The 21,624-nt window shown below is 40.5% G+C and carries 25 protein-coding genes and 1 pseudogene; 4 read left to right on the top strand and 22 right to left on the bottom strand.

What is annotated here, in order from left to right:
• The first annotated feature begins 247 nt into the window (after positions 1–247).
• Positions 248–439, top strand: a complete 192-nt coding sequence (locus tag FBQ94_RS08285; RefSeq protein ID WP_040543119.1) for a DUF6722 family protein — start codon at positions 248–250, stop codon at positions 437–439.
• Positions 440–689: 250 nt separating this feature from the next.
• Here the strand turns inward: FBQ94_RS08285 and FBQ94_RS08280 are convergent, their stop codons facing one another.
• The 10 genes from FBQ94_RS08280 to FBQ94_RS08235 form a co-directional block, all read right to left on the bottom strand.
• A complete protein-coding gene (locus FBQ94_RS08280) occupies positions 690–1,400 on the bottom strand; it encodes a DNA adenine methylase (RefSeq protein WP_007220028.1) in 711 nt (236 codons plus the stop codon).
• Between the two features lie 120 nt (positions 1,401–1,520).
• Positions 1,521–1,715, bottom strand: coding sequence for a helix-turn-helix domain-containing protein (locus FBQ94_RS08275; protein ID WP_007220029.1), 195 nt, complete (start codon positions 1,713–1,715; stop codon positions 1,521–1,523).
• A 116-nt stretch (positions 1,716–1,831) separates the two neighbouring features.
• A complete protein-coding gene (locus tag FBQ94_RS08270; protein WP_007220030.1) occupies positions 1,832–2,194 on the bottom strand; it encodes a hypothetical protein in 363 nt (120 codons plus the stop codon).
• A 1-nt stretch (position 2,195) separates the two neighbouring features.
• Positions 2,196–2,618, bottom strand: coding sequence for a hypothetical protein (locus FBQ94_RS08265; protein ID WP_007220031.1), 423 nt, complete (start codon positions 2,616–2,618; stop codon positions 2,196–2,198).
• Complete coding sequence (locus tag FBQ94_RS08260) at positions 2,605–3,300, bottom strand: AAA family ATPase (protein ID WP_007220032.1); 696 nt, start codon at positions 3,298–3,300, stop codon at positions 2,605–2,607. The genes FBQ94_RS08265 and FBQ94_RS08260 overlap by 14 nt, the downstream gene beginning before the upstream one ends.
• Entirely contained in the window at positions 3,281–4,165 is an 885-nt protein-coding gene (locus tag FBQ94_RS08255) for a CHC2 zinc finger domain-containing protein (protein ID WP_007220033.1), read from the bottom strand. Before FBQ94_RS08255 ends, FBQ94_RS08260 begins: the two co-directional genes overlap by 20 nt.
• A complete protein-coding gene (locus tag FBQ94_RS08250; RefSeq protein ID WP_007220034.1) occupies positions 4,158–4,322 on the bottom strand; it encodes a hypothetical protein in 165 nt (54 codons plus the stop codon). Before FBQ94_RS08250 ends, FBQ94_RS08255 begins: the two co-directional genes overlap by 8 nt.
• A gap of 183 nt (positions 4,323–4,505) precedes the next feature.
• Positions 4,506–5,279 carry a hypothetical protein gene (locus FBQ94_RS08245; protein ID WP_007220035.1) on the bottom strand — a complete coding sequence of 258 codons (774 nt, stop codon included), beginning with the start codon at positions 5,277–5,279 and terminating at the stop codon, positions 4,506–4,508.
• A 103-nt stretch (positions 5,280–5,382) separates the two neighbouring features.
• Positions 5,383–5,634 (bottom strand): hypothetical protein, encoded by a 252-nt coding sequence (locus tag FBQ94_RS08240; RefSeq protein ID WP_007220036.1) that lies wholly within the window; start codon positions 5,632–5,634, stop codon positions 5,383–5,385.
• Between the two features lie 197 nt (positions 5,635–5,831).
• A complete protein-coding gene (locus FBQ94_RS08235; protein WP_007220037.1) occupies positions 5,832–6,275 on the bottom strand; it encodes a hypothetical protein in 444 nt (147 codons plus the stop codon).
• A 516-nt stretch (positions 6,276–6,791) separates the two neighbouring features.
• Here FBQ94_RS08235 and nrfH point away from each other — a divergent pair.
• Both nrfH and FBQ94_RS08225 read left to right on the top strand, forming a co-directional pair.
• Positions 6,792–7,262, top strand: a complete 471-nt coding sequence (gene nrfH, locus FBQ94_RS08230; RefSeq protein WP_040543121.1) for a cytochrome c nitrite reductase small subunit — start codon at positions 6,792–6,794, stop codon at positions 7,260–7,262.
• 146 nt (positions 7,263–7,408) lie between these two features.
• Entirely contained in the window at positions 7,409–8,827 is a 1,419-nt protein-coding gene (locus FBQ94_RS08225; protein ID WP_007220039.1) for an ammonia-forming cytochrome c nitrite reductase subunit c552, read from the top strand.
• A 162-nt stretch (positions 8,828–8,989) separates the two neighbouring features.
• Here the strand turns inward: FBQ94_RS08225 and nth are convergent, their stop codons facing one another.
• The 8 genes from nth to FBQ94_RS08185 all read right to left on the bottom strand — a co-directional run bounded on the left by nth (position 8,990) and on the right by FBQ94_RS08185 (position 17,332).
• Positions 8,990–9,655, bottom strand: coding sequence for an endonuclease III (gene nth / locus FBQ94_RS08220; protein ID WP_007220040.1), 666 nt, complete (start codon positions 9,653–9,655; stop codon positions 8,990–8,992).
• The gene (locus FBQ94_RS08215) at positions 9,652–10,563 is read right to left on the bottom strand and encodes a NotI family restriction endonuclease (RefSeq protein WP_007220041.1); all 912 of its coding nucleotides are present in this window, start codon (positions 10,561–10,563) and stop codon (positions 9,652–9,654) included. Before FBQ94_RS08215 ends, nth begins: the two co-directional genes overlap by 4 nt.
• On the bottom strand, positions 10,560–11,627 hold the full coding sequence (locus FBQ94_RS08210; protein WP_007220042.1) for a DNA-methyltransferase: 1,068 nt from the start codon (positions 11,625–11,627) through the stop codon (positions 10,560–10,562). Before FBQ94_RS08210 ends, FBQ94_RS08215 begins: the two co-directional genes overlap by 4 nt.
• Before the next feature lie 754 nt (positions 11,628–12,381).
• Entirely contained in the window at positions 12,382–13,641 is a 1,260-nt protein-coding gene (locus FBQ94_RS08205; RefSeq protein ID WP_083849113.1) for a tellurite resistance/C4-dicarboxylate transporter family protein, read from the bottom strand.
• 174 nt (positions 13,642–13,815) lie between these two features.
• Positions 13,816–15,015 (bottom strand): MFS transporter, encoded by a 1,200-nt coding sequence (locus FBQ94_RS08200; protein ID WP_007220044.1) that lies wholly within the window; start codon positions 15,013–15,015, stop codon positions 13,816–13,818.
• Between the two features lie 62 nt (positions 15,016–15,077).
• Positions 15,078–15,473, bottom strand: a complete 396-nt coding sequence (locus tag FBQ94_RS08195) for a PAS domain-containing protein (protein ID WP_007220045.1) — start codon at positions 15,471–15,473, stop codon at positions 15,078–15,080.
• A 37-nt stretch (positions 15,474–15,510) separates the two neighbouring features.
• A complete protein-coding gene (locus tag FBQ94_RS08190; protein ID WP_007220046.1) occupies positions 15,511–16,917 on the bottom strand; it encodes a cache domain-containing protein in 1,407 nt (468 codons plus the stop codon).
• 40 nt (positions 16,918–16,957) lie between these two features.
• Positions 16,958–17,332, bottom strand: coding sequence for a response regulator (locus FBQ94_RS08185; protein ID WP_051006117.1), 375 nt, complete (start codon positions 17,330–17,332; stop codon positions 16,958–16,960).
• A gap of 753 nt (positions 17,333–18,085) precedes the next feature.
• Between FBQ94_RS08185 and FBQ94_RS08180 the strand changes: the two are divergent.
• A pseudogene (locus FBQ94_RS08180) lies at positions 18,086–18,228 on the top strand (ISAs1 family transposase); the annotation flags it as partial.
• 342 nt (positions 18,229–18,570) lie between these two features.
• Here the strand turns inward: FBQ94_RS08180 and FBQ94_RS08175 are convergent.
• The 4 genes from FBQ94_RS08175 to FBQ94_RS08160 all read right to left on the bottom strand — a co-directional run bounded on the left by FBQ94_RS08175 (position 18,571) and on the right by FBQ94_RS08160 (position 20,797).
• The gene (locus tag FBQ94_RS08175; protein ID WP_007220048.1) at positions 18,571–18,957 is read right to left on the bottom strand and encodes a hypothetical protein; all 387 of its coding nucleotides are present in this window, start codon (positions 18,955–18,957) and stop codon (positions 18,571–18,573) included.
• A 164-nt stretch (positions 18,958–19,121) separates the two neighbouring features.
• Positions 19,122–19,433: a DUF2442 domain-containing protein gene (locus tag FBQ94_RS08170; RefSeq protein WP_352246515.1), complete on the bottom strand. Its 312-nt coding sequence runs from the start codon at positions 19,431–19,433 to the stop codon at positions 19,122–19,124.
• A gap of 9 nt (positions 19,434–19,442) precedes the next feature.
• The gene (locus FBQ94_RS08165; RefSeq protein ID WP_040543127.1) at positions 19,443–20,498 is read right to left on the bottom strand and encodes an IS630 family transposase; all 1,056 of its coding nucleotides are present in this window, start codon (positions 20,496–20,498) and stop codon (positions 19,443–19,445) included.
• 89 nt (positions 20,499–20,587) lie between these two features.
• Entirely contained in the window at positions 20,588–20,797 is a 210-nt protein-coding gene (locus FBQ94_RS08160) for a DUF4160 domain-containing protein (RefSeq protein ID WP_083849173.1), read from the bottom strand.
• Positions 20,798–21,624 lie beyond the last annotated feature (827 nt).

Here is a 21,624-nt window from a genome sequence, read left to right as displayed (position 1 = left end):
ATTTCTAACATCGTACTACCGTACCTTTTCAGATATTGCAAGGATATTTCGATTTTGTTTTATCTGTTTTGACCTCTTCTCTTGGAGTATGGGGGGGGGACAGGGTAGCCACCTCAAAACATAGAATCATTATTGTTTATATATCCTCATACCCGCTATATCTAATTTTAAAAGAGTTTGCATATATTCTTATCTCTTTTTACCTTTTGCTATCTGTTTGTATCTGGTGTATAATACCCTTACCAATATGACTAAGAAACAAAGAGAAAGTACAGCCAAATATCTGTATGACATAAGTAAGGGAATAGCCCTTTTAGCCATTATAGGCAATTTACTAAAAGATAAATGGGACATTCCTACCCTTATCTTTGGTAGTCTTGCTGCATTATTTACTTTCATTGTCGCTTTTATTTTAGAAGGGAGTATTAACCATGAGTGATATGGCTATATTTTTTATGATACTTTCTATTATCGCTTTCATAGGTCTTATTTATACCTATTACACCCAGAAGCATTCAAAGAAACCGTCTTGATTACATTGACCATCAAATAAACTCTTTGGTTTATGTTCAGGTGGAAAGTTACAATACAAAACCTCTATAGTCTTTGGCTTTTCCTCATGGCCTTCCGATTTATGCGAACCCTTGAAGGATTGAAACTCATACCGATACCAGCCTTTGTATAGCTCGTCATATAAGCCATTCTGATAGTGTGTGACCATTACATGACCTTTTGATATTATGGAGCAATTCCGAAAGCCTGTAATGGTCATCCTGGGTAAAATTTTCCTTGCCGTAATAGCTTCCTGCACCCAAATAGGGGGGATCAATGAAGAAAAGCGTATCTTCGCTATCATACCTCTGGATACATTCGGCAAATGGTAAATTCTCGATACAGACATTGCGTAACCTGCCTGCTACCATCTCAAGACTATCAATAACATTCCGGAAGCTCTGCACTGGATTTCTACCGGTAACAGAAGGGACAGCAAAGCCGCCTCTCAACATATCACCGGAAAAGCATGTCCGATTAAGATAGAACCATTGGCAGGCCTGCTCTATCGGATCACCTGAAATATTACCCTCTTTCCACCTGGAGCGTATCTCCTGCCACAACTGCCGTGAGTATGGCATGTATTGAAGTGTTTCGATAAGCCGTTGTCTCTTCTCCTGGTTTTTGATCACCTGGAAGAAGTTAATCAGGCAATTATCGATATCATTTAAGACTTCTACCTTGCTAGGTGGCTTGCCAAACAGGACATGTCCAGCACCGGCAAAGACCTCACAGTAAAGGGTATGCTGTGGTATGTGCAGGACTAGCCAGTCCTTTAAGAAATACTTGCCGCCAATGCGATTAATTGGACTCTTAAAACCTATGCTCATAGTATTATAGGGTATCATTAGTAATGATACCCTTGTATCTCCTGTCTTTTCAAAAGGATACGAATCCGATTCGTACCCTTACAAGGATAGTAAACGGATTACTACCCTTCATGGTGTCGGTTAAAGCTACACCCTTTGTTATCCTTGAGCATTCTTATCAATCCAAACATCCAAGTCTTGTTTGCGAAATCGATTTAATTTTCCGATTTTTACAAAGGGGATTTCCTTCCGCATTGTAATGGCGTAAAGTGTTGCAAGCTTTATGTTTATATAAGCCGCAGTTTGATTCATGTCCATTAGTCCGTTGGTAATCTCAATTGTTTTTAATTCCATTCCGTTTATTCTCCTAAAAGTCTAAGTTCCTGCATAGGGGTGGGGGGGATACCCAAGTTTAATATGTATAACATCCCTGTCCGCACCGTATGTTAAAATAAAAAGACTCCTAATGGTCAATTAACATAATCAGGATGTGTATACTTTTCGATCAAATCGCACCTGCCTAATTCCTTCAATGTGTCGCATACAGATTGCCCGCCAGTTTTCCAGTAATGATATTTAGTAGGACTGTTATACGGGATCACCAGGACGCCAAAATCAGTAATATAAGGTTTCACCTGGTCAGGCTCGCAATTCTCGCCCATAATGGCCATTCTTTCGGCTAGTTCGTATGGTATGGTCTGAGGCTTGATCTTGCCTGCATCGATTAATTTTTGTGCTATTTTCTCTGGAAGCTTAACTGTTTGATCTTTTTTCAATTCCAGATCACCGTTTGCCGTTTTTATCACTACATTGTTAATTACTTTATAGGTCATTTTATTGAATCTCCAAAATTTCCAAATCGGCCATGTTTGTTAAATCAATAATATCGGTTTCCTGAACTGGGTTTTGACTTGGGTTAGCGGTAGTAAGATTTTGAGTTTTCGCATCATCCTTATGGGTGTCTTTGGCAGCTATTTTTTCTTGTTCCTGAGGTAAAGATTCTGGTACAAAATTTTTTCCATCTTTTTGGAGGTTTGTAAAATCGTCTGTACCAGAATACGCCCTAGAGACATGCGGGTTTGTGGTCATTTTTGGATTCTGGTACACTGGTACAGGATATATACTCTGTACCAGAATACTAGAATATAGAAATGGTTTTCCTTTAGCGCCCTGACCATCTCTTTTGACCTTATTTGTTTTTACCAACTCCCGAAGCGTTTTCTTTTTTAAACTGTTTCCACCTTCAACCTCGTTCATTATTATTTGCTCTGTTACTGGCTCGTTTTGTTAAGATTGTCTCTGGCAGGTCATCCCCATACCGTTGGATAGTTTGCAGTGTCCTGTAATGCTCATGGCGTTTCATAATCATTAGGGTGTCGACAGATCCAAAGATAGCCTGGCTACCTAAGAAGCTATCTTCTGCACTTGATTCCCCTTTACGTGAATGATGTACACACAAGACGTGTGTTCCTGTATCCCGTGCAAGTCTTAATATCGGCTCCAAAGCATTCGTAACTTGGTGATAATCGTTCCCATCTTTGACTTTTGTAAATCTGAATAGTGGATCAATTACCAACAATGCAGGCTTTAGTTTCTCAACGACACCTTTAATCTGGCTAATGGCATCCGCAGGAGCACCGCCAACATAGATATGAATTTCTTCGTTTCCTGTCGCTCCCATATCCTGGAAGTGCTTTTTTATCTCAGACCTTTTTTCCTCTAAAGCCAGATAGATAACCACCCCTTTCAGAATCTCTTTATCAAGAAATAATTCACCCGTAGCAACACTTAACGCCAATCCTCTGGCAAGGGTAGACTTGCCCACCTTTGGCTTAGCCACAACAATAGAAAATCCACCTGTTGGCAGCAGACCATCAACAAGCCATTGTGTTTGTTCCTCTGGCTCCTGGAATAGGTCGCTAAGCTTTGTAAATGCCATTGAGTTTTTTTCTTTCGAGACCAGCTTCTGTAGTTATCTCTGGTGTCCACGCAGGAGTGCCCCTAATAAGTTCTATAAGCCTTTCCTTGTTGCTTCCTGGTATCCTCGCCCAATTAATAACGTCCTCAGCCTTTTGGAGATTTGGTAGCTCGACAATCCTCAACTCTCCCGCCTTACCGTGCAAGGCATTGGCTATCTTGATAGCATATGCTTTGCCTGGTTTATCATTGTCGGGCAAGATAATTATTTTTTTCATCCCTGATAGTATTTGAACGTGCTCATCCCTGATAGGCGAACTGGCACCTGAGTCAAGACAGGTAGCAGGTAATCCCCAGCTAGTGAGCAAATCGGCTTTGGCCTCGCCTTCAACGACAATACAAGCCTTCGATCCAACAAGCTCGGGTAATCGGTATAAAACGGGATCACAGCCACGCCAAAACACCCACTTACCATTCTCTAAGTGTTTGAATATGAACTCTTTAGAATGGCCTTCCCTGCCTGGCTCTATCCTTTCTTTGGTGTAAAGCACCTGGCCGTTAACGTCTTTATACTCAAACTTAGCTACAACTTTCGGCTTAACGTCTGTATTGGTCATACCTGCCATTTCTCCGATCTCCTTTAAAGCCGTTGGAAAGTCCACGCCTTTCAACTCTTGGAAGAAGGTGAACACATCGCCCTTAGCGTCACAGGCAAAACACCTGTAAAGCCCTGACTCCACATTAACGCTTAAGCTGGCATTGTGGTCATCATGGAATGGGCATAGCCCTAATACCTCTGGCTTGCCGTTGACCTTCAAAGAAGGGATATGGGATTGATAGAAGCTTGCAAAATCAAGACTTTTAAGAATGCGGTCTTTATTATTCATCGCACCACCCCTTATGTTTGTCTGTAGTCTCAATGATGTAATCTATAGCGTCTACGACAAAAGACCGTTCCTCAGTAAATCCCGCCCGAAGTATTTTATCCTTAAAACATAAAAGGCACTCTTTGAGCCTTAGCGGTAAGGCTGCTTCATCTATCATGCTTGCCACTCCTATAAAAGTTCTGTGAAATAAACTCTATAGATGTAGTGCTACTTTTCTGGTAGCATCCGCTATTTTTGAGGTAGTAAATTAAATAAATTTTAAGTGCTTTGTGTGTAGGTGTTTGTGACTTGTCTTGTGGTATGGAAATAAAAAATGCTACTTTTCAGGTAGTAAATATCACTAAGAAAGTAGCATCTTCAATGAATCGTTCTGCCTTTTTGATTCTATTTTTGATTTGAAATCGTTCTGAATCCTCTGGAATTGATCTTTATTTACTTCCCGTATTACCTCATGAACATAGAAATCTTTGTCTTTATTCTCTAAGAGATATGCGATATACCTAAGTCCAAAACAATCATTAATCTTCGTAAGCTTGCCGTTATATTGAATTGTCCAGTACTCGCCTTCTTTGCGGAATATGTTAATTTCTGGTTCCTTTATTCCTCGATCTTGTCCGTTGGCTTGTCCCTGCATCTCTGGTTCAAGACTCATTCCGCAATATTCTTCTATGCCTTTTACTAATGCCCTTGCATAGTCAATTTCTTCTTGCGCATTAATTCCTAGTGTGTTAGTAATAACGGTGTCACTATTAGCCTGCAATGCTATAAATGCATGTCGTATAGCCAGAATTCCTAGTATATGATAATCTTTAATAGGCTTATCAATTCTCTTCTGGTTTTTCTTTGGTATTAAGTGTATTAGTGTTTTGTTTATCAAAGCCACTTCTAGCAATCGTAAGCCTTCTGGTGAAAGCGGCTTTGATTCTGCAAAAACATATCTTGTGTTTAACAGTTTCTTGAATAATCGATGTGCTATTCTGTGGAGTTCTGGATTGAATAAAGTTCTTGCTTTGTGGATTATATCTAAACTTGTCTTTGTTACTTCATTGGTTTGATCTAATAATGCTGGTAATTTGCCATATAACGGACACCACTTAATATTTACTCGTTCCATATATTACTCCTTAAGGTAATCCTTAGTAATAAAGAATTAAGGACAGGTCATCTAAGGAAATGACTTTTCGCTTCGTCAAGCTAGTCCTTAATTATGAATTGTCTTATTTCTGATCTTGTCTTGAAGTCATCAGTATTTGAATAACGGTATCCAATCTCTGATTGATAGCTGCTGTAGTGGTATCAATTTTCTGGCTGAGGTATCTAAAGTCTTCTTCTTGTTTCTTCTTAATTTCTTTTAATTCTGCCTTAATGTCTCTTATCTCCGTCTTAATCTCTGTAGTCCTCTCGTCTACTACCTGGTAAATTAGCTCTAATGTCACTTTCTTGATAGTCTGTGATATGATTTTCTTCATGACTCACCCTAAACACAAAAGGCCAATTGCAGAAGGTCATGGCTTCCACAATCAGCCTTTTTATTATGGACGTTGCCATCCATAGTATAATGTCTTTCCGCAATGACCATGACTCATTACAGAACGGTTATCTTTGCACTATGCTATCATGTACATAGTATTTATTCAAGTTTCATATATACCTGCGGCCTTACAAGTTATTGCTCTGTAGTATCACATACTTTGACGTCTACCTTCTGCACCAGTTTTGCCATGCTCTCTTGTACAACACGGGAGAATATCGATACGTTGTGTGTGCTTGCCCCTTCTAGCAGTCGCCTTTGCTGGAACGATCTATCCATTAAGGCTACTGTTTCAATTACCTTTGTATTGCCTTCGTCTAGCAGTTCATGCAATCTTTTTCTAGCCTTTACCCCTAAAAGATAAAGGTCATTAGTCTCTGTTCTCTTGATAACATCAATCATTGCCTGCACCTCAGCATCAGCAAAAAGAGTGGGGTTCGCTAAATAGTCGCCTATTGTTCGGTTATCAAGTCCTATATATTTGGCAATTTTATTTTCTGATATTCCCTGATCCTGCATTGACTTAATTTGTGCTAATTGTGTTTTTGTAGCTTTGGTATAACCCTTCCTTCTCGCCATTGTTGATAACTCCTGAATAAATTTGACTAAGTTTCCTTATACTTAAAAAGACATATCCCTTAATTTCATGTCGTACTTACGTCGTACCTAATCATAAAAACATATCAAGATAGATAAAATTACACAAGAATTAAATTCCCTTGAAAGCCTTGTGAATGCTGATAGAATAAAACATCGTAAGGATATATCAAAAGAGGTCAAAAAGGCTATAATATTATATAGTATAATACTATCGTCTTTAATCAGACCTCCATTTATCAAGAAATGAGAACTTCGGCAACTTTTATCTCTTATTAAAGATGTAGGGCGAGGCTTTAGCCTTGCTTCCCCGCCGGAATGCATGTACTATGACCAAGAGAGTAAATCGAAAGGGTCGCCCTACAGAATTGAAATTCCTATGCGTTAAATTAGGCCTTTAGCAAATTTTTGGATACTATATTTCAACGTAGGAATTGAAAATCCTCAACTTCTATCAGGACTGTAATTTCTAAACATAAATATCAAGCCAGAGGAATTATGAAATCTCTATCAAGTCTGAATCTTGTAGCTATTCTCCTTTATTGTTCTGCGGGCATATTCATCGGTCTAAGCGTCTACACGTTTTATTATGCACAAGGTGCATCCTATCTCTCAAACGAACCTAAGGCTTGCGTCAATTGCCATATCATGCGTGAGCAATACGATGGCTGGCAAAAGGCAAGTCATCATGCAGTTGCAACATGCAACGACTGTCATATACCACACAGGTTTATACCAAAATATTTAGCAAAATTAAAAAATGGATTCTGGCACTCGAAAGGTTTTACCTTTCAGGATTTTCACGAACCAATTCGGATTCATCCGGAAAATCGTCTCACATTACAAAAGAATTGCCTGTATTGTCATGGGGAATTAGTAAGTGAAATCGCTACTTACCCGGGGGACAATCGGCGAATGTTGGATTGTATCCCTTGCCATAGAAACGTCGGTCATGGTCCAACACAATAGTATTTGATAGGTTACATTTATATGATTATGGGTTGGATAATAGAAAGGATCAGATTTTTATACAATATCATTTCGCATCCCGTTTAGAGTAATTACCAACATTTAATGCGTAACTAACTGAGGATAAATTGAGAAGGAGTAAGAATATGAATTGGGAAAATACAAAGATTACTTATCTGCTACTAGTCATTGTAATTGCGGTAGCAACGGTAAGTGTTATCCTGCTATTAGAGAACGTTTCACAGCGTAAGAAAGAAGCGAGACAACATGTATTTCGCGTTGTGGAAATAACGGAGGATACCATTGATCCCGTTATCTGGGGAAAAAATTATCCACGTCAATACGATGGATATCGGCGCACCGTAGATGAAGAACGGACCCGACATGGCGGGAGTGAAGCTTTTAACAGATTAGATGAAGACCCCTACTGGCGTGTGATTTTTAATGGTTATGCCTTTGGTATAGACTATCGAGAAGACCGGGGCCACGCTTATATGCTATCTGATCAGGATATGACGGAGCGACTCAAAGTCGTTGCACAGCCGGGGGCATGTTTACATTGTCACTCATCCGTTATCCCTGCTTACCGCGAGGCAGCTATTAAGGCTGGTGTATCTGCAGACGACTCCCACCGGCAAGAACAAATCATGAAAGGTTTTGAAATTGTTTGTGCTATGCCATATCAGGATGCCCGTAACATGGTTTCTCATCCTGTGTCTTGTATAGATTGTCATGATTCAGAAACCATGCAACTTCGTGTCACCCGGCCAGGCTTTCTCAATGCTATCCAGACATTAGCCAAAGTAGATTATCCATTACCGCATTTACCGAGTATCGAGCGTTGGCGTAAAGATGGGCGTAAAGATGAGTATGATGTGAATACCATGGCAACACGGCAAGAAATGCGCTCATTCGTTTGTGGTCAATGCCACGTCGAATATTATTTCAAGGGTGAAGGTAAGCTTTTGGTCTATCCATGGCAAAAAGGACTAAGAGTAGAACAGATCGAGAGCTATTATAATGAAACAGGTTTTAAAGATTGGATACATAAAATCAGTGGCACACCCGTGCTAAAGGCACAACATCCGGAATTTGAGATGTGGAGCCAGGGAATCCATGCCCGTAGCGGTGTTGCATGCGCAGATTGCCATATGCCTTATAAACGTGAAGGTGCAATCAAAATCAGCGATCACCACGTACGAAGCCCATTACTCAATATTGATAATGCATGCCAAACCTGTCATCATTTTAGCGAAGCAGAACTCAAAGCTCGTGTTGAATTGATTCAGGATCGTACAAAAGCCCTCATGATCCGGGCAGAAGAGGCAGTCGTTGCTCTCATTCAGTATCTACAAAAGGCAAAAGAGTTTGGAATACCTGGCGAACAACTAAAGTTGGCACAGGATTTACAACGCAAAGCACAATGGCGTTTGGATTTTGTTGCAGCAGAAAACTCAATGGGCTTCCATGCCCCGCAAGAGGCAGCACGTATCCTTGCAGAGGCAATTGATTATGCCCGACAGGGCCAACTTGAGGTAGTGAAATTGCAACCTATAACACAATAAATCAAGTTACTTCCGGCAGTAACTCATAAAAAACAAGGACCGATATAGGGTAATACTTTAGCCTTGCTTCTCCGCCAGCACATACACGGGGATAACAATCCTAAAGAGTCTGTGCAAAAAATCTCATTATTTTTTACCACGATACATTAAAATAAACGTTAATTATCTGCTACTATATGTCTTATCAGATGAATTACATAATTTTTCCACTACGCACATCTTACAAACTGGCTTCCGGGCAATACAGGTACGCCGACCATGGGTTCCCAGAATGTGACATGATCTTGTCCATTTTTCCTGAGGTATAATTTTACATAATTCCATTTCAACCTTATCAGGATTATGAGATTGGGCTAATTCCAGGCGATGGGCAATACGAAAGACATGGGTGTCCACAATAATGGCTTGTTTTCCAAAAACATTACCTAAGAGTACATTAGCCGTCTTCCTGCCAACGCCAGCCAGGGTTAAAAGCTCTTCCATAGTATCAGGAACTTGCCCATTAAACCGCTCCACTAACTCCTTGCAACAGGCAATAATATTCTTTGCCTTATTTCTATGAAAGTTTATAGAACGGATTTCTTCCTCAAATGCCTCATGGCTCACATTGGCATAATCCTGGACTGTTTTATATTTCTTAAATAGTGTTTCCGTTACCATATTAACCCGATCATCTGTACACTGTGCAGACAGGATAGTGGCAACGAGTAATTCTAAAGGATTCTTGTAGTTGAGATAAATCCTTGCGTCAGGATATGCCTTCTCAAGGAGAGATAGTATCTTTTTTACACGTTCTAAGGAACTACATGTTTTTCTTCTTAGCTTCATTTCTCATCAGCCTTAATATCGGTTACTTCTGGAACTGGCACTAGCCCAACTCCCACAGTAAGTAAGGTACTCTGCGGCAACTTCGCCTCAATCTGATCTAACATGAGCTGCAATTCCACCTTTGTATCCACCTGTAAGCCAAGGCACAAGGCAATCCCGGCAGCATCAGTACTGATGCGTTCTCTAAGTTTCAGCCTGTAAGCGGCAGACTCTTTGCGAAGTTCGTAGGCGTGGAATTGCATCGGATCACCATCGCGAATACCCTTGATATGATCGAAGGCAAATTCCCGCCGCATGTAATCGAGCAAGCAGTCCTGCAAGACCAAGACAAGCCGTTTGTGAAGGTGCTCGAATGTGGTGATCTTATGGTTAAGTTGGACGAGGATTGTCTTTGCCGTCATCTTCCAGTTCATACCGAAGGGCTTGTCCGAAGTGGCGTGTTCACGATTCACATAGACCTTGTGCTGCCGGAGAAATCGCTGTCGCTCCGGCCAAACAGTCCCTGTGGTATCGAGCGTCTGCAACTCGATGCCGATAAAGTCGCGCGGTTTTCCGTCGCGAACTGATACAAGGCAGTAGCCAATGCTGCCGCCGGGAACTGCAAGTTCGGCAACGATTCGCAATTCGTTTCCAGGTTCGTGCAGCTTGCGTAGGTGAACGCAGTCGGTGAAAACCTGTCTCCGATCTAGAAGTCGGAACGGGCAAATTATCACTGGCTGCGGCTGCCGCCCATAAACTACCGTACAGGTGCCAATGGTAATCTCCGGATCGCTCTTGCGGTTCTTCAGGCATTTCCGATTTAGAAATGGGCACTGCTGCGCGGCAGCCAAAGCCTTCCAATCTGCAGGCTGAAAGGCCGACAGTCCGTAGAGTCCGGCCACTTTCGTTACTAGGACAGATTTAGTCATAGAAGCAGTCTGCACCTCTCCTCAGCGAACCGCAGGTACTCGTGGGACACCTCAATTCCGACCGACTTACGGTCCAGCCAGAAGGCCACCAAGTTCGTTGTGCCAGTGCCGGCAAACGGGTCCAACACTATTCCCTTTTCCGGACACGTTGCAAGAATAGGTATTCGGCATAAATCCTCGGGATATGGTGCAAAGTGGAGTTTCCTCTTCTGGGTATCCTCGGAGAGAATATCCCACACATCACTCGGCTTCGCACCGTTCGGGTGGTATCTAAGGAAGTAGAACCCACGCTCGGCTAATTCTCGGGCCCGTCCTGACACTTGCTCGGAATCGGAGTGAGTTGCGCGCTGCTGTCCGCGGATGATCATGCGAAAATCAGATAGTTTGCCTAGTCGCACCTCGTTTAGGATGGCATCGAGAGACTTGTAGGCAGCTTGCTTTTCTTCCTGGTTAAGTGCCGTGGAAAGCTCAATCTGCCGGCGATACCTAACACCAGAAACCCCTGTCGCTGACACTACAGCACCATTAATCACCTTTGCTTGGCCAGGTTTGCACCGAATGGCATCAGCGTCATAAAAGTAGTGGTCAGACTTGACGAAATGAAAGATGTTTTCGTAGACGTTGCGCAATTTGTCCTTGGCATTATCCGGCCCGCCTTTAACTTTGTTCCAGATGACGCTGTTACGCAAAAGCCATCCTTGACAGTCGGTCATGGCAAGCGCGACTCGCCAGGGAATACCAACGAGGCTCTTGCGATGATATGCATCGCCGACATTCAGCCAGAAAGAGCCGGTTGGCTTGAGGACCCTCTTCACTTCAGCAATAATGGCGAAAAGCTTTTTGACGTACTCTTCGTATGTCTCCTCAAGCCCAATGCCTCCATTCAAATACTCACGCTGACCCCAGTAGGGCGGCGAAGTCATACAACAGTCGATGCAATCAGGAGAGAAGGACACAAGCATCTCCAGACAGTCTCCGAGAATGAATAGCGGTTGGCGATTTCCAGACCGGAGATACTCGCCGAGTACCTCATTGGTCTGTACAAACTTACTGGAATCGCTCATTGCTCGACATCCTCCCCGCATTTCCACTACCGACCGGCAGAGTTAGGCATAATCTATGATCAACCAAGCCTTTTACCTCTTATCTTTTCACCCTCGATTAATCTTACTTTGCTTATTTTTCCTTGCTCTGAGTCTTACGTTTGTCCGCAGTTCTTACGGATGAACCCTCTTTTTTTCTATGTTGTTTCGGACAAATATAAATATCAACCATCTCCTCTTTGTAAAATACAATGGCGTGTCCGCAGGATCCGAATCAACGAAATTTACCTCTCTCCTCCGGCTCAGAGCCTTCATCTCTCTAACCGTATTCTCAAAGAAATGAGATTGATGACCATGTCACATTCGTATGAGGGTGGGAATATTTCTTCCGGCATTACAGCGCCAGCCTTACCTTAGCCTTCAACTCTGGTGCCTAACATTAATTACATTGATCCGTATACTATGCGGAGTTACAGGTTTTTTCCCTATAACATGCCTTTGATATGGTAAATACTATCATGATAATCCTTCAGACACTGCCACTTGTCTCTCTTTGCACTTGTTATCATGCCGTCTTATATGGATCAGTATAAAATACTCTTATTCCATTTCAAAGTCTATCTAATTGTCAGGCTTATTTTCAATGGATGATAGGAATTCTTTAAAAAGGATGATAATACAAAAACGAAGAAGAGTGCAAGCTTTTTTCGTTTTTTATGCGGAAAGAACGTAACAGGCCTGAGGCAACTCTGTCAAACCTGGATGCTCATCAGGTTTAACGGTCGATTACCCGATCAAAATACCATTTTTTTGTCAGCATGTTATAGGATATCTGGCAAGTAAGATTATCGCTGATAACTACACAGTATCGTTTCTTTGATACACCTTGAATGGTTTGATCTACCCATTCATTGACAACTTCTCTTATACGAAAAATTCTTCCACGTAATTTGAAGCTATACGGAACTGCATAATTAATCGTCAGGTCGTTAACAGGTACCCATATCGAAGATTTCACCAAATGAATCAGGGTAAATACAGATGAAAAACACCAGAGTGCAATACAAGCAACGGAAAAACATATCGAGATTATAATAAGATATTGTCCTCCAAATAAGTTAGATAGTTGAATGGTACTATAGGCATATAACCCCAGAGCAAAAGCAACCTCCCAATATCCTACAGTAAACACAAGACCATCATCGCAGAAAGCTTGTTTTCTTATAGCCAAGATAACCAGAAACGGTAACCACCATAAACCTACAGACCAAAAAAACAGGGAAAATCCCTTTAAAAAAGGAAGGAAATCTGTGAATGGCCCATGCATGATATGTATGTGCTGATAGAGTGCGATACCAGTAAGCGCTGTTAATGCTGCTGCTCCCATATTCATCCAATAAGGTGACAACGCTGCATCGCTACTCAATTGATAAAATACCAGTCTTAACATAATGAATGCCGTGAAGATGAGGTACAGACATGCACCCACAGACCATAAGGCAAATGAAAATAATTGGATAAACGTTACGTGCTGCATTGCATGTTCTGCGATAGTTATACCAAGGAAAGCTGTCGATTGCGTGCCCACTATGGTAAAAAACCAACCACCATGCAGAATATCCTCAATCTTCCTGTCTTCAGATTTTCGGTGAAGGAATACAATGCTAAATGAGGAGAAAGAGGCGCCTAGCCAAAGACTAATGGCTACATACCAAAGTATATGAGCTGCCGTAGAGAAATGAAATACTTTAGATAAACAAATGCCAATAAGATTAATTGCACTAACAATGGTAAAGAAATAAAAACTTTTCTCTGGATTGAGCAATTCATTTAAGGAATTCTCATAGAATAGCGTGATCTGTGTTGCCTTAAAAATAATTGCAGAAAAGAATATGACCAGGCTTGTTACAAAAAAGTATGGGACAATGGTCTCGAATCCATGTAATGACGAGATAGACATAACCATTATGGTAGCCATGACAGCAGTAAACCATCGGGTATCCATCGAATAGGTTGCGACCTTTAATATATTCATAAATAGAGTTAATAAAACACGACAAAAGAAAGATATTTACTATAAGGAAATAAGATACCGTTTCATTGAGGATTAGTGGATGAAGATGCTTATTATGGTGGTTCCTTTGAGAAGTTATTTTGTAGGAGGTGTTAAAATCTTGTAGAAGTTAAACACCTCCTACTATTGCAATATTTAAGTAGTACCCAGCGCTTGTTTGTTTGTGTTTGACAAAGTCTTTTCTTCCATAAAGGATAGACACATGAGGCATACAAGAGATACGAAGATAAATCCCAGATAATAATTATCGGTGTAATCCTTAATTGTACCCAGTATTATCGGAAGGAAAAAGCCTCCGAGACCTCCGGCTGCTCCTACCAGACCGCCTACAGAGCCTGTATCTTTCGGGAAATTTTCTGCTACCAGTTTATACACAACGCCATTTCCAATACCAAGACAAGTTCCCATGATATAGAACACAACGAGTGAAGTCACTAACGATACATTCAAATTAAGGAATACCGTTATGACAAGCACGACTAAGGTAAGGGCTATTATTAGCTTTCTTCCATTAAACTTATCTCCCAAATACCCCCCCAGGATACGGGTAAACGATGAAAGAAATACAAATATTGATGTATAGCTACCTGCTTTTACAGGACTAATGCCATAAAAGTCAATCAGATAAGATGGCAACCATATCGAGAAGCATACAAAAAACCCAAAAAACATGAAGTAAATTAAGCAGAAAACCCAGGCTAGACCAGACGATTTATATATCTTTAGTTTCTCTCTGAGAGTTGGAACTTTTACATTTGCCGGCCTTGGTGCATTAGAGGTAAAAAACCAATACACAAATGCCATCAAGAGTAAAGGGATTGCATAAATGATAAATGCTTTATGCCATCCTAAAGATTCAGCGATAAATGGCGCCCCAAAACCAGAAATAGCAGTACCAGCATTTCCCACACCATAAACTCCTAATGCAAGCCCCTGTTTTTTCTTTGGGTACCATTCTGAGACATGGGGAATTCCAATGGAAAATGATGAACCGATCAAGCCAAAAAAAAGCCCACCCACTAATAAAAAGCCATAACTATTTGCGAAACCAGTTAAAAGCAAAGATGCAAAACCAAACAGAAGCATAATAGTAAAAACAAGCCTTCCACCAAATTTATCCGTCACAATACCCATAGGGATCTTTGCCAGCGAACCGAGCAATACAGGCATTGCAAGTAATAATCCCACCGATGTGGAAGACAAATTAAACTCTTCCTTAAAGTAGATTGCCAAGGGAGCGAACAAGGTCCAACCAGCAAAACAGAGGGCAAATGCCGTTGTTGCAAGTATCATTACCTTGGTATTCCCGTTCGGCGTTTGTAAAGATTCACTCATAAGAACCTCCTAGAAATAGTAAACTAAGCCTATAAATTTTAAAATTATTATTGATTCCTTTATTATAAAGAGAGCGATGCCTGAATAGATTCAAATTCATTTTTCACCTTTAAAGGACATTTATAGAGACCCTCTGTAACGAGAGTACTACTTTGCCTTATAAAGAATAGCTTACCACTCTTTGTTTTCATGAGGGTATAGAAGCCATTCACCTGACCGTCCCTGAACAGCATTGATAGTGTTTTCTCATGGTCAAAAGGATGCGCATATAATTCATTTATCTTTTTCCCAATTACATCATCAGGCGAGGCAAACCCAAAAAGTCGTGCACCTGCACTATTAATATGTATGATAACCCCATCATAGGAAGGCTCGTACTCATACCATCCTTTTACATCCTGCACATCGGGAGATGTTTTTGATTCATCCTTTGCTGATGATATATTTTTGTTGTTCATAGATACCTCCTCTTATTAATCCCTTTTAATGCTTTCATTACCAGGTTACTGCCGTTTTTTCTGATGATTGTTTTGCATTGATTTTTACTGTCTCTTTACCTTCATCCTCTGTGTAATTATGCATAGTATTCTCAGATTTTAAGACAGGAATTTGCTCCTTGAATTTAGAAATATTACTCTTGATAAAATCTTCATCCCTTTTTGTCACAATAGAGCCAAATACATATAAAGGGTTATAAACTTCGTACTTTTGTTCCCGGAGATACCCACGCTCTTTTCTTACTTCATAACCATCCAGAATAGCTATAACAAAGCCAACCAGGAAGACAGTCGTTACACCCAGTAAGGCTTTCTGTGGTAAAGATAGGCCTTTTAACATATACCCCGCATTTAACTTCCTGTACATCAAGGTAGCCATAACGAATGCTGGGACGATTATTACCATCATAAGGGACTTTACCATTGAATTGATATTATTTATGGTACCAAGCGCCTCATCTGCATCGATCTCCACGATTAATCCCATATTTAAGTCCTTAACCCAGCTCCAGGCGCCCACAACCTTGAATCCATCATAATCCATATATCCTTCCAAATCGTATCCACTTGTTTTTTGCGTAATACACTTCTTTACCCCTTTTGTTATAAGATTGGTATCTGGGTCAACTACCTTATGGCATGTCTTACAGGTATCACTGCTATTTTCTTTTATATGATCTGAAAATCTCGATTGCGTAATCATCGTACCATCTTTATTTACCAAATAAGCTTCCCCGGTTTTTCCTAGCACATCATTCCGTATACCATTATTCAGGGCAGATGCATCCATCCATACCAGGACTGCACCAATTACATCGTAATTCTGCCCCTTGATTGGATAAGACATAAACAGAGAAGGCAACTCTTTATCTGTTTCGCCCTGCATATCATTTATAGGAAAATGGATTACATCAGAAATATACGTTTTACCGTCATACAGAGTTTCCTGAATATTACGGAATGATTTTTCTTTTATAATATTCATGCCCAGCATGGATTTCTCATTTTCAGTTGTAGCCTGAATTACCCCTGCTGCATCACAAATAAATATTCCTTTATAATTGTAATCTGCCTTTGTGCACTCTAATTGCGTTTTTAACCTTAAATATTCATGTTCATCTTTTCCCTTTACGAGACTCACAAAATCCTCACTACCATGGATAAACAGTGCACCCTGAATGGTGTCTGAAATAGCCCTGGCATGTGACTTTCTTTCTTCCCACATGTGTGTAAGGAGATCTCTTTGTTCTTTTACGATGCCTTCCAGATTCCTTTTAACACTTTGTTTTAATTCGGCACTTGCCTTTGGAAATGCAAGCATTCTAAACAAAACAAGGGGAAACAATCCAAAAAATATGAAAGTAACAATAACGATAACAATGCGTTCTTTAAGTATTCGTATCATATTTCACCTCTTCTACGTTAAATTCTCCAAAGTATATAAATTATTCTATGCCTTTTTTTGTAAATTCAGCAAGACATGCTTCTATGTCACTGGTACTAAAAGGTTTTGTAATTACCTTATTTGCGCCTTTTTTGATAGCCTCTTTCACGACATCCTCATCTGTATAGGCGGTAATAATAACAATATGAGAATTAACCCTTATTCCTTTCATTTGATCTAAGAATTCGATACCATCCATTCCCGGCATCTTCACATCTAATAAAATAATTGAATAACAGCGCCTCTTAATCTCTTCCAATGCATCGAAACCATTATTTACTGCCTTTGTCTCAAACCCAAGATCAGCCAGGGAATTCGCCAATACTTTTCTATATCCTTCTTCATCATCAACAATCAATATTTTTCTTGCTATCATTTCCATAATTCTTCTATTTACCGTAATATCATTATTTGTGAAGATAGTTACGCAACCGATATACCTATAAAAATATAAAACATTTAGATTGTTCTAAGCATTTTGTATTTTTATAGTTATGAGAAATAAAAATTTTTTTTAAATAATTTTTAACAATGTAACTGCAACCAAATTGTTTCATTTGAAAATTCCTGCAATAATTGTAAGTGTTTAATGTGAAAAGATATAAGTGGAATAATAAAAGTTTAATAAGTGGAAACAATTTGGTTGCAGTTTAAGAATTAAGGAATAGTGTATGATTTAATACCGCACGCACGAGAGAAGAGAAATTAAAACACAACATCTCCTTTTTCCTTGCTAGTACTAACTAAATAAAATTCCAATTGTAAAAGCAGAAATAAAACGCTTTGATGAAGATTTCAGGCCATTAACAGATGAAACACTAAAGTATTGATAACTACTCAAAATACGGCACAAAACCGGGGCAGGGAAGAACACAAGATTCGCCCTTACTATGATCCAACAATATTTTGTGTAAATAAAAATATTGCTTAAAAGAGACTCAATCGGATGACATATTTCCTAACAATATGCATGATCTGTCGTGCATCTGGAATTATTACGGTGTGAGAATACTTGGAAAGAATTCTGAGGAAAAGACAAAAACCAACACTTACCGTATTTTCCTCAAGCTAGAAGATCACTTGAGACAATAAGAGAGGTGCAAGTTGCTCTGCATATGGCCGTACACGGGCAATGGCAAATAGAATAGTGTTAGGTCAATACAAATGCAATGATAAGTCAAATGAGATTACAGCTATACCGGAATTGTTGCGTTTATTGGATATCCATAGATGGATGTTACGGATGCAATGGGATGTCAAAAGGAGATTGCTAATTGGTAACTACCAGGCGAATCTTTGGTGGTACGCCATAGAACATTGAATTTATTGAAGCAGGAAAAGCCAAGAAAGATTGGTGTAGCAGCAAAAAGAAAGCTCTCTGGCTGGAGAATGAGTATCTCTTTAAGGTAGTATCGAGCAGATCTATAATACTGTCATTACCAAGAGGTCTGCCCGTCCGCTCGTTACAGTTACACATCGAGGCTCATAGGCTTCTTCATCCGATAGACCTCTGGAAAGGAATTCATCTCACTTGCCAAACTATTTTAAAAACAATGTCATAATGTTGAGGAGCAAAACCCAACGTTTTGGCTATTTGTCATTCACGCGTTAATGTCAGCGCGTACGTGTTACAGTAAGTTGAATCTCGCCTCGGTTATTCCAGTACATAAGGTTTATATCGTTAGCAAAGCAGTAAAGTGTACCTGTCAATTTCGGTGATATCCTCGCTTCCACTCCGATACGAAAGCAGGTATCTTTATCTCCATCAAGCGAACCGATCAGAGTAAACCAGCACTCTTTTGGAACACGGCGTAGCCATTCGGTTGCTCGCAACAGTAAATTAGGGCTTATGTAGCCATCAGCATCGCAGGCAGTGTTCCAGTCTTTCCATTGGCCGCTCGCTTTAAAATAATATTCCTCTCCGGCAACCAGTCTTATCTGCGTATTATTCCACTTCTTGGATGCCCGGATCGTTTTTGTGATAGTCTCTCCGATTTCCATACCGTCCTTGATATTAAGGATTTATTAAAACGCCTAATGTTGGCTTTCGCTCCTCAACCCAACCTACCTTACTGAAAAACGCCGCAGTTGGGGTCGGGTACAATGGGTTGTTGTGTGGCGCCCTGGAGGTATGGCTTACGCACTTTTATCACTAATTCAAGTTTTCAACTTTGACCCGTTCGTCGCCGTTGCAGCCATCGCTCAAATGAAGCCTGGCTCTCGCTCGACTTCTTACCTAGCAACATTCCTTCAACCCCAATATCTTCATCTAAATCAGGCCAATGAATACCATATCCTGCCCCACTAATTTGGAAGTTAGCTCGTTCTGCTGGGGTTCCATAAGCTAAACGAGGATACCAGCCAATCGGAATCGCGATGGTACGACCATCTTCTAAATCAACCGAGAGTGTATCATCCGTAACAGTCACGTTGATAATTCTACTAAGGGTTAGCGTTGCAGAATGCATCCCATTCATTTCTTATAGTTAACAACAATTGAAACCGAACGTATAAGAGACACAACGAGAAAGTATTTCAGAAGTTCTCTGTACCATAGAGGCAACAAAGCCGTTGAACGATCGGATTAAAGCCTTAAGGGTTTCCCAACAGATGTTATAGGAAAGGGTTTCTTTTGCCCATCGAATCCATTGTTCAGCAGCATTCATGTTTGGACTATAAGAAGGTAAATGATGTACTTGGATATTGGTTTCTTTCTGTATCTCTTTTATGATGCTCCCTTGATGGTAAGGTGCATTATCCCAAACAGCATCAATATGATAGCCAGGCAAACAAGTACGGATTTTCTTCAGAAATCGAGCAGTATTTTGTTGATGAAACTTCTTCACCTGCAAGGTGATGATTTTTCCCACAGGCCGTACTACAGCAACATAAAAAGAGAGTTTCTTCTTGCCTGGACTCAGAGAATCAACACAAGCCTCCTTTGCCTTGGGACACCACATTCGTCTGAGAAGACCATCCTGCCAGATATGCCCTTCATCGATCCAAACCGTAACACTCTTTGTTGGACGACTTTGCTCCAAGCGCTCAAGAGCCATGGCGAACGCTCTCTGGTCTTTTTCCTTGGCCTTGGTAAACTTCTTGTGTGGCCTTTTCAGGACAAAGCCCAACCGACGCAAATACCGTCGAGCGGTATGAGGATGAACCGTTTTCCCAAATACTTTTTTTATGTAAGCGGCCACACTCTTACCACTCCAACGACCGGTTTTTATCCCACTCTGGCGTGGTGGTTTTTGTACTGCCTGATCCAGTATCTTAAACTCCTTTTTGTTCAGGGATGGCTTTTGAGTACTTTTGAACTGGGGTATCAAACCCTCTCTTCCTTTCTGATTGAACTTATGCACCCACTCACTTACGGTTTGACGTCTCCGGTGGATTTGACTGGCAACGCTTTGTATCGATTTACCAGAAGCAATGAGCGCCAATGCCAGATATCGTTCTCTCAAACGCTTATTTTCAGAAGAAATACTTTTCTGAAACAGGGTTTCCGCTGTTTCTCCCCATTTCGAATTCAATTGAAACATAGGATAATTCCTTTCATAACTTATTTACTTATTTACAGAACTATCCTTTTAAACAATTTTATTCGTTGTTCGGTTTCACTTGTTTAGTACTATAACAACTCCAAATTCTCGTGCATAATCCGCTCAATGTTTCGTAATTCTTTTCGATTAAAGCCATAGTTGGCAGCTAATGCTACATCAGGGTCAAGCCAGAATTTAGCACTCATCCTCTCTCGGTCTACATGCATATGGCGCGGTTCGCCGCAGTCGTAGGAATAGAAGTAAAAACGATAAGGCCCAATCCTTAATGTCGTTGGCATCTTTTTCACATTTCAGGGGATAGTCAGAGAGTTTACAACATCTGCTGCAAACTCAATTCCCTCAAAACAAGTAAATAGCTTATCACGATTTTAGACGTTTTGCAATAGCTTCTTTCGGTATCCAAGGTCTAGCCGCCGAACGGGCCAAGCTCACCGGCGAGCCGCTTTTTGGCGCATCCGGCGCAGCGATGGGAGTGAAATAGGGGGAGGGGTCATAGGGTCACACCTTGATTCGTGATTTAATTTCTTCTAATTGTTTATGAATTTTATCATCTTCTGATATCGTTGATTGCATAATAGATACTCGCCGACTTATGGAAGAATAACCAAGGCCAAGCAAATTCCCGATCCCCATTTTCATGAGGACAAGTTTCTTGATTATTGAAAATATTCCTTCGCTTATTTCCCCGTGATAAGATGTGATGGTATGCCCCCTCAAATTCTATGCGCCATTGTCTTGACATGGCAGACAACATAGGAAAATGAGCTACTCTTGTCAACAATATAATCACGAATCAAGGTGTGACCCTTTTCCTTCCCTTTTCCTTCCTTTTCTCTAGTAAGATATGTATTGACGTGAATATGTGAAGCTGTTATTATACCTACGTTGAATGATTTTATGTAGGACTTCTGGAAGTACTACCTGTCTGCGTGCAGGCACATACAGGCAGGTATAAGCGATTCTGGATATCTTAACTATTTTAATGGGTAAAAGGGAAAAACTAATAACACATAAGTTGCGCATAAACCAGACAAAAATCGTGCTAACCAGCCATAGATAAGGGAAAGATGGCAGTCATGGCTGAGAGAGCCTGAAAAATCTTGTT

The sequence above is a fragment of the Candidatus Jettenia sp. AMX1 genome (assembly GCF_030263775.1).
GTDB lineage: Bacteria > Planctomycetota > Brocadiia > Brocadiales > Brocadiaceae > Jettenia > Jettenia caeni.
The sequence above is the reverse complement of the archived record's forward strand: the minus strand, read 5'-3'. Positions and strand labels throughout refer to the sequence as shown.

Coding starts and splice junctions, on each gene's coding strand:
- FBQ94_RS08270 (WP_007220030.1), bottom strand. CDS start 2,194: ATGACCTATAAAGTAATTAACAATGTAGTGATAAAAACGGCAAACGGT.
- FBQ94_RS08210 (WP_007220042.1), bottom strand. CDS start 11,627: ATGAGCGATTCCAGTAAGTTTGTACAGACCAATGAGGTACTCGGCGAG.
- FBQ94_RS08185 (WP_051006117.1), bottom strand. CDS start 17,332: ATGATAGCAAGAAAAATATTGATTGTTGATGATGAAGAAGGATATAGA.
- FBQ94_RS08245 (WP_007220035.1), bottom strand. CDS start 5,279: ATGGAACGAGTAAATATTAAGTGGTGTCCGTTATATGGCAAATTACCA.
- FBQ94_RS08215 (WP_007220041.1), bottom strand. CDS start 10,563: ATGACTAAATCTGTCCTAGTAACGAAAGTGGCCGGACTCTACGGACTG.
- FBQ94_RS08255 (WP_007220033.1), bottom strand. CDS start 4,165: ATGAATAATAAAGACCGCATTCTTAAAAGTCTTGATTTTGCAAGCTTC.
- FBQ94_RS08240 (WP_007220036.1), bottom strand. CDS start 5,634: ATGAAGAAAATCATATCACAGACTATCAAGAAAGTGACATTAGAGCTA.
- FBQ94_RS08165 (WP_040543127.1), bottom strand. CDS start 20,498: ATGTTTCAATTGAATTCGAAATGGGGAGAAACAGCGGAAACCCTGTTT.
- FBQ94_RS08225 (WP_007220039.1), top strand. CDS start 7,409: ATGAATTGGGAAAATACAAAGATTACTTATCTGCTACTAGTCATTGTA.
- FBQ94_RS08200 (WP_007220044.1), bottom strand. CDS start 15,015: ATGAGTGAATCTTTACAAACGCCGAACGGGAATACCAAGGTAATGATA.
- FBQ94_RS08250 (WP_007220034.1), bottom strand. CDS start 4,322: ATGATAGATGAAGCAGCCTTACCGCTAAGGCTCAAAGAGTGCCTTTTA.
- FBQ94_RS08260 (WP_007220032.1), bottom strand. CDS start 3,300: ATGGCATTTACAAAGCTTAGCGACCTATTCCAGGAGCCAGAGGAACAA.
- FBQ94_RS08275 (WP_007220029.1), bottom strand. CDS start 1,715: ATGGAATTAAAAACAATTGAGATTACCAACGGACTAATGGACATGAAT.
- FBQ94_RS08265 (WP_007220031.1), bottom strand. CDS start 2,618: ATGAACGAGGTTGAAGGTGGAAACAGTTTAAAAAAGAAAACGCTTCGG.
- FBQ94_RS08190 (WP_007220046.1), bottom strand. CDS start 16,917: ATGATACGAATACTTAAAGAACGCATTGTTATCGTTATTGTTACTTTC.
- FBQ94_RS08160 (WP_083849173.1), bottom strand. CDS start 20,797: ATGCCAACGACATTAAGGATTGGGCCTTATCGTTTTTACTTCTATTCC.
- FBQ94_RS08170 (WP_352246515.1), bottom strand. CDS start 19,433: ATGAATGGGATGCATTCTGCAACGCTAACCCTTAGTAGAATTATCAAC.
- FBQ94_RS08175 (WP_007220048.1), bottom strand. CDS start 18,957: ATGGAAATCGGAGAGACTATCACAAAAACGATCCGGGCATCCAAGAAG.
- nth (WP_007220040.1), bottom strand. CDS start 9,655: ATGAAGCTAAGAAGAAAAACATGTAGTTCCTTAGAACGTGTAAAAAAG.
- nrfH (WP_040543121.1), top strand. CDS start 6,792: ATGAAATCTCTATCAAGTCTGAATCTTGTAGCTATTCTCCTTTATTGT.
- FBQ94_RS08235 (WP_007220037.1), bottom strand. CDS start 6,275: ATGGCGAGAAGGAAGGGTTATACCAAAGCTACAAAAACACAATTAGCA.
- FBQ94_RS08285 (WP_040543119.1), top strand. CDS start 248: ATGACTAAGAAACAAAGAGAAAGTACAGCCAAATATCTGTATGACATA.
- FBQ94_RS08205 (WP_083849113.1), bottom strand. CDS start 13,641: ATGAATATATTAAAGGTCGCAACCTATTCGATGGATACCCGATGGTTT.
- FBQ94_RS08195 (WP_007220045.1), bottom strand. CDS start 15,473: ATGAACAACAAAAATATATCATCAGCAAAGGATGAATCAAAAACATCT.
- FBQ94_RS08280 (WP_007220028.1), bottom strand. CDS start 1,400: ATGATACCCTATAATACTATGAGCATAGGTTTTAAGAGTCCAATTAAT.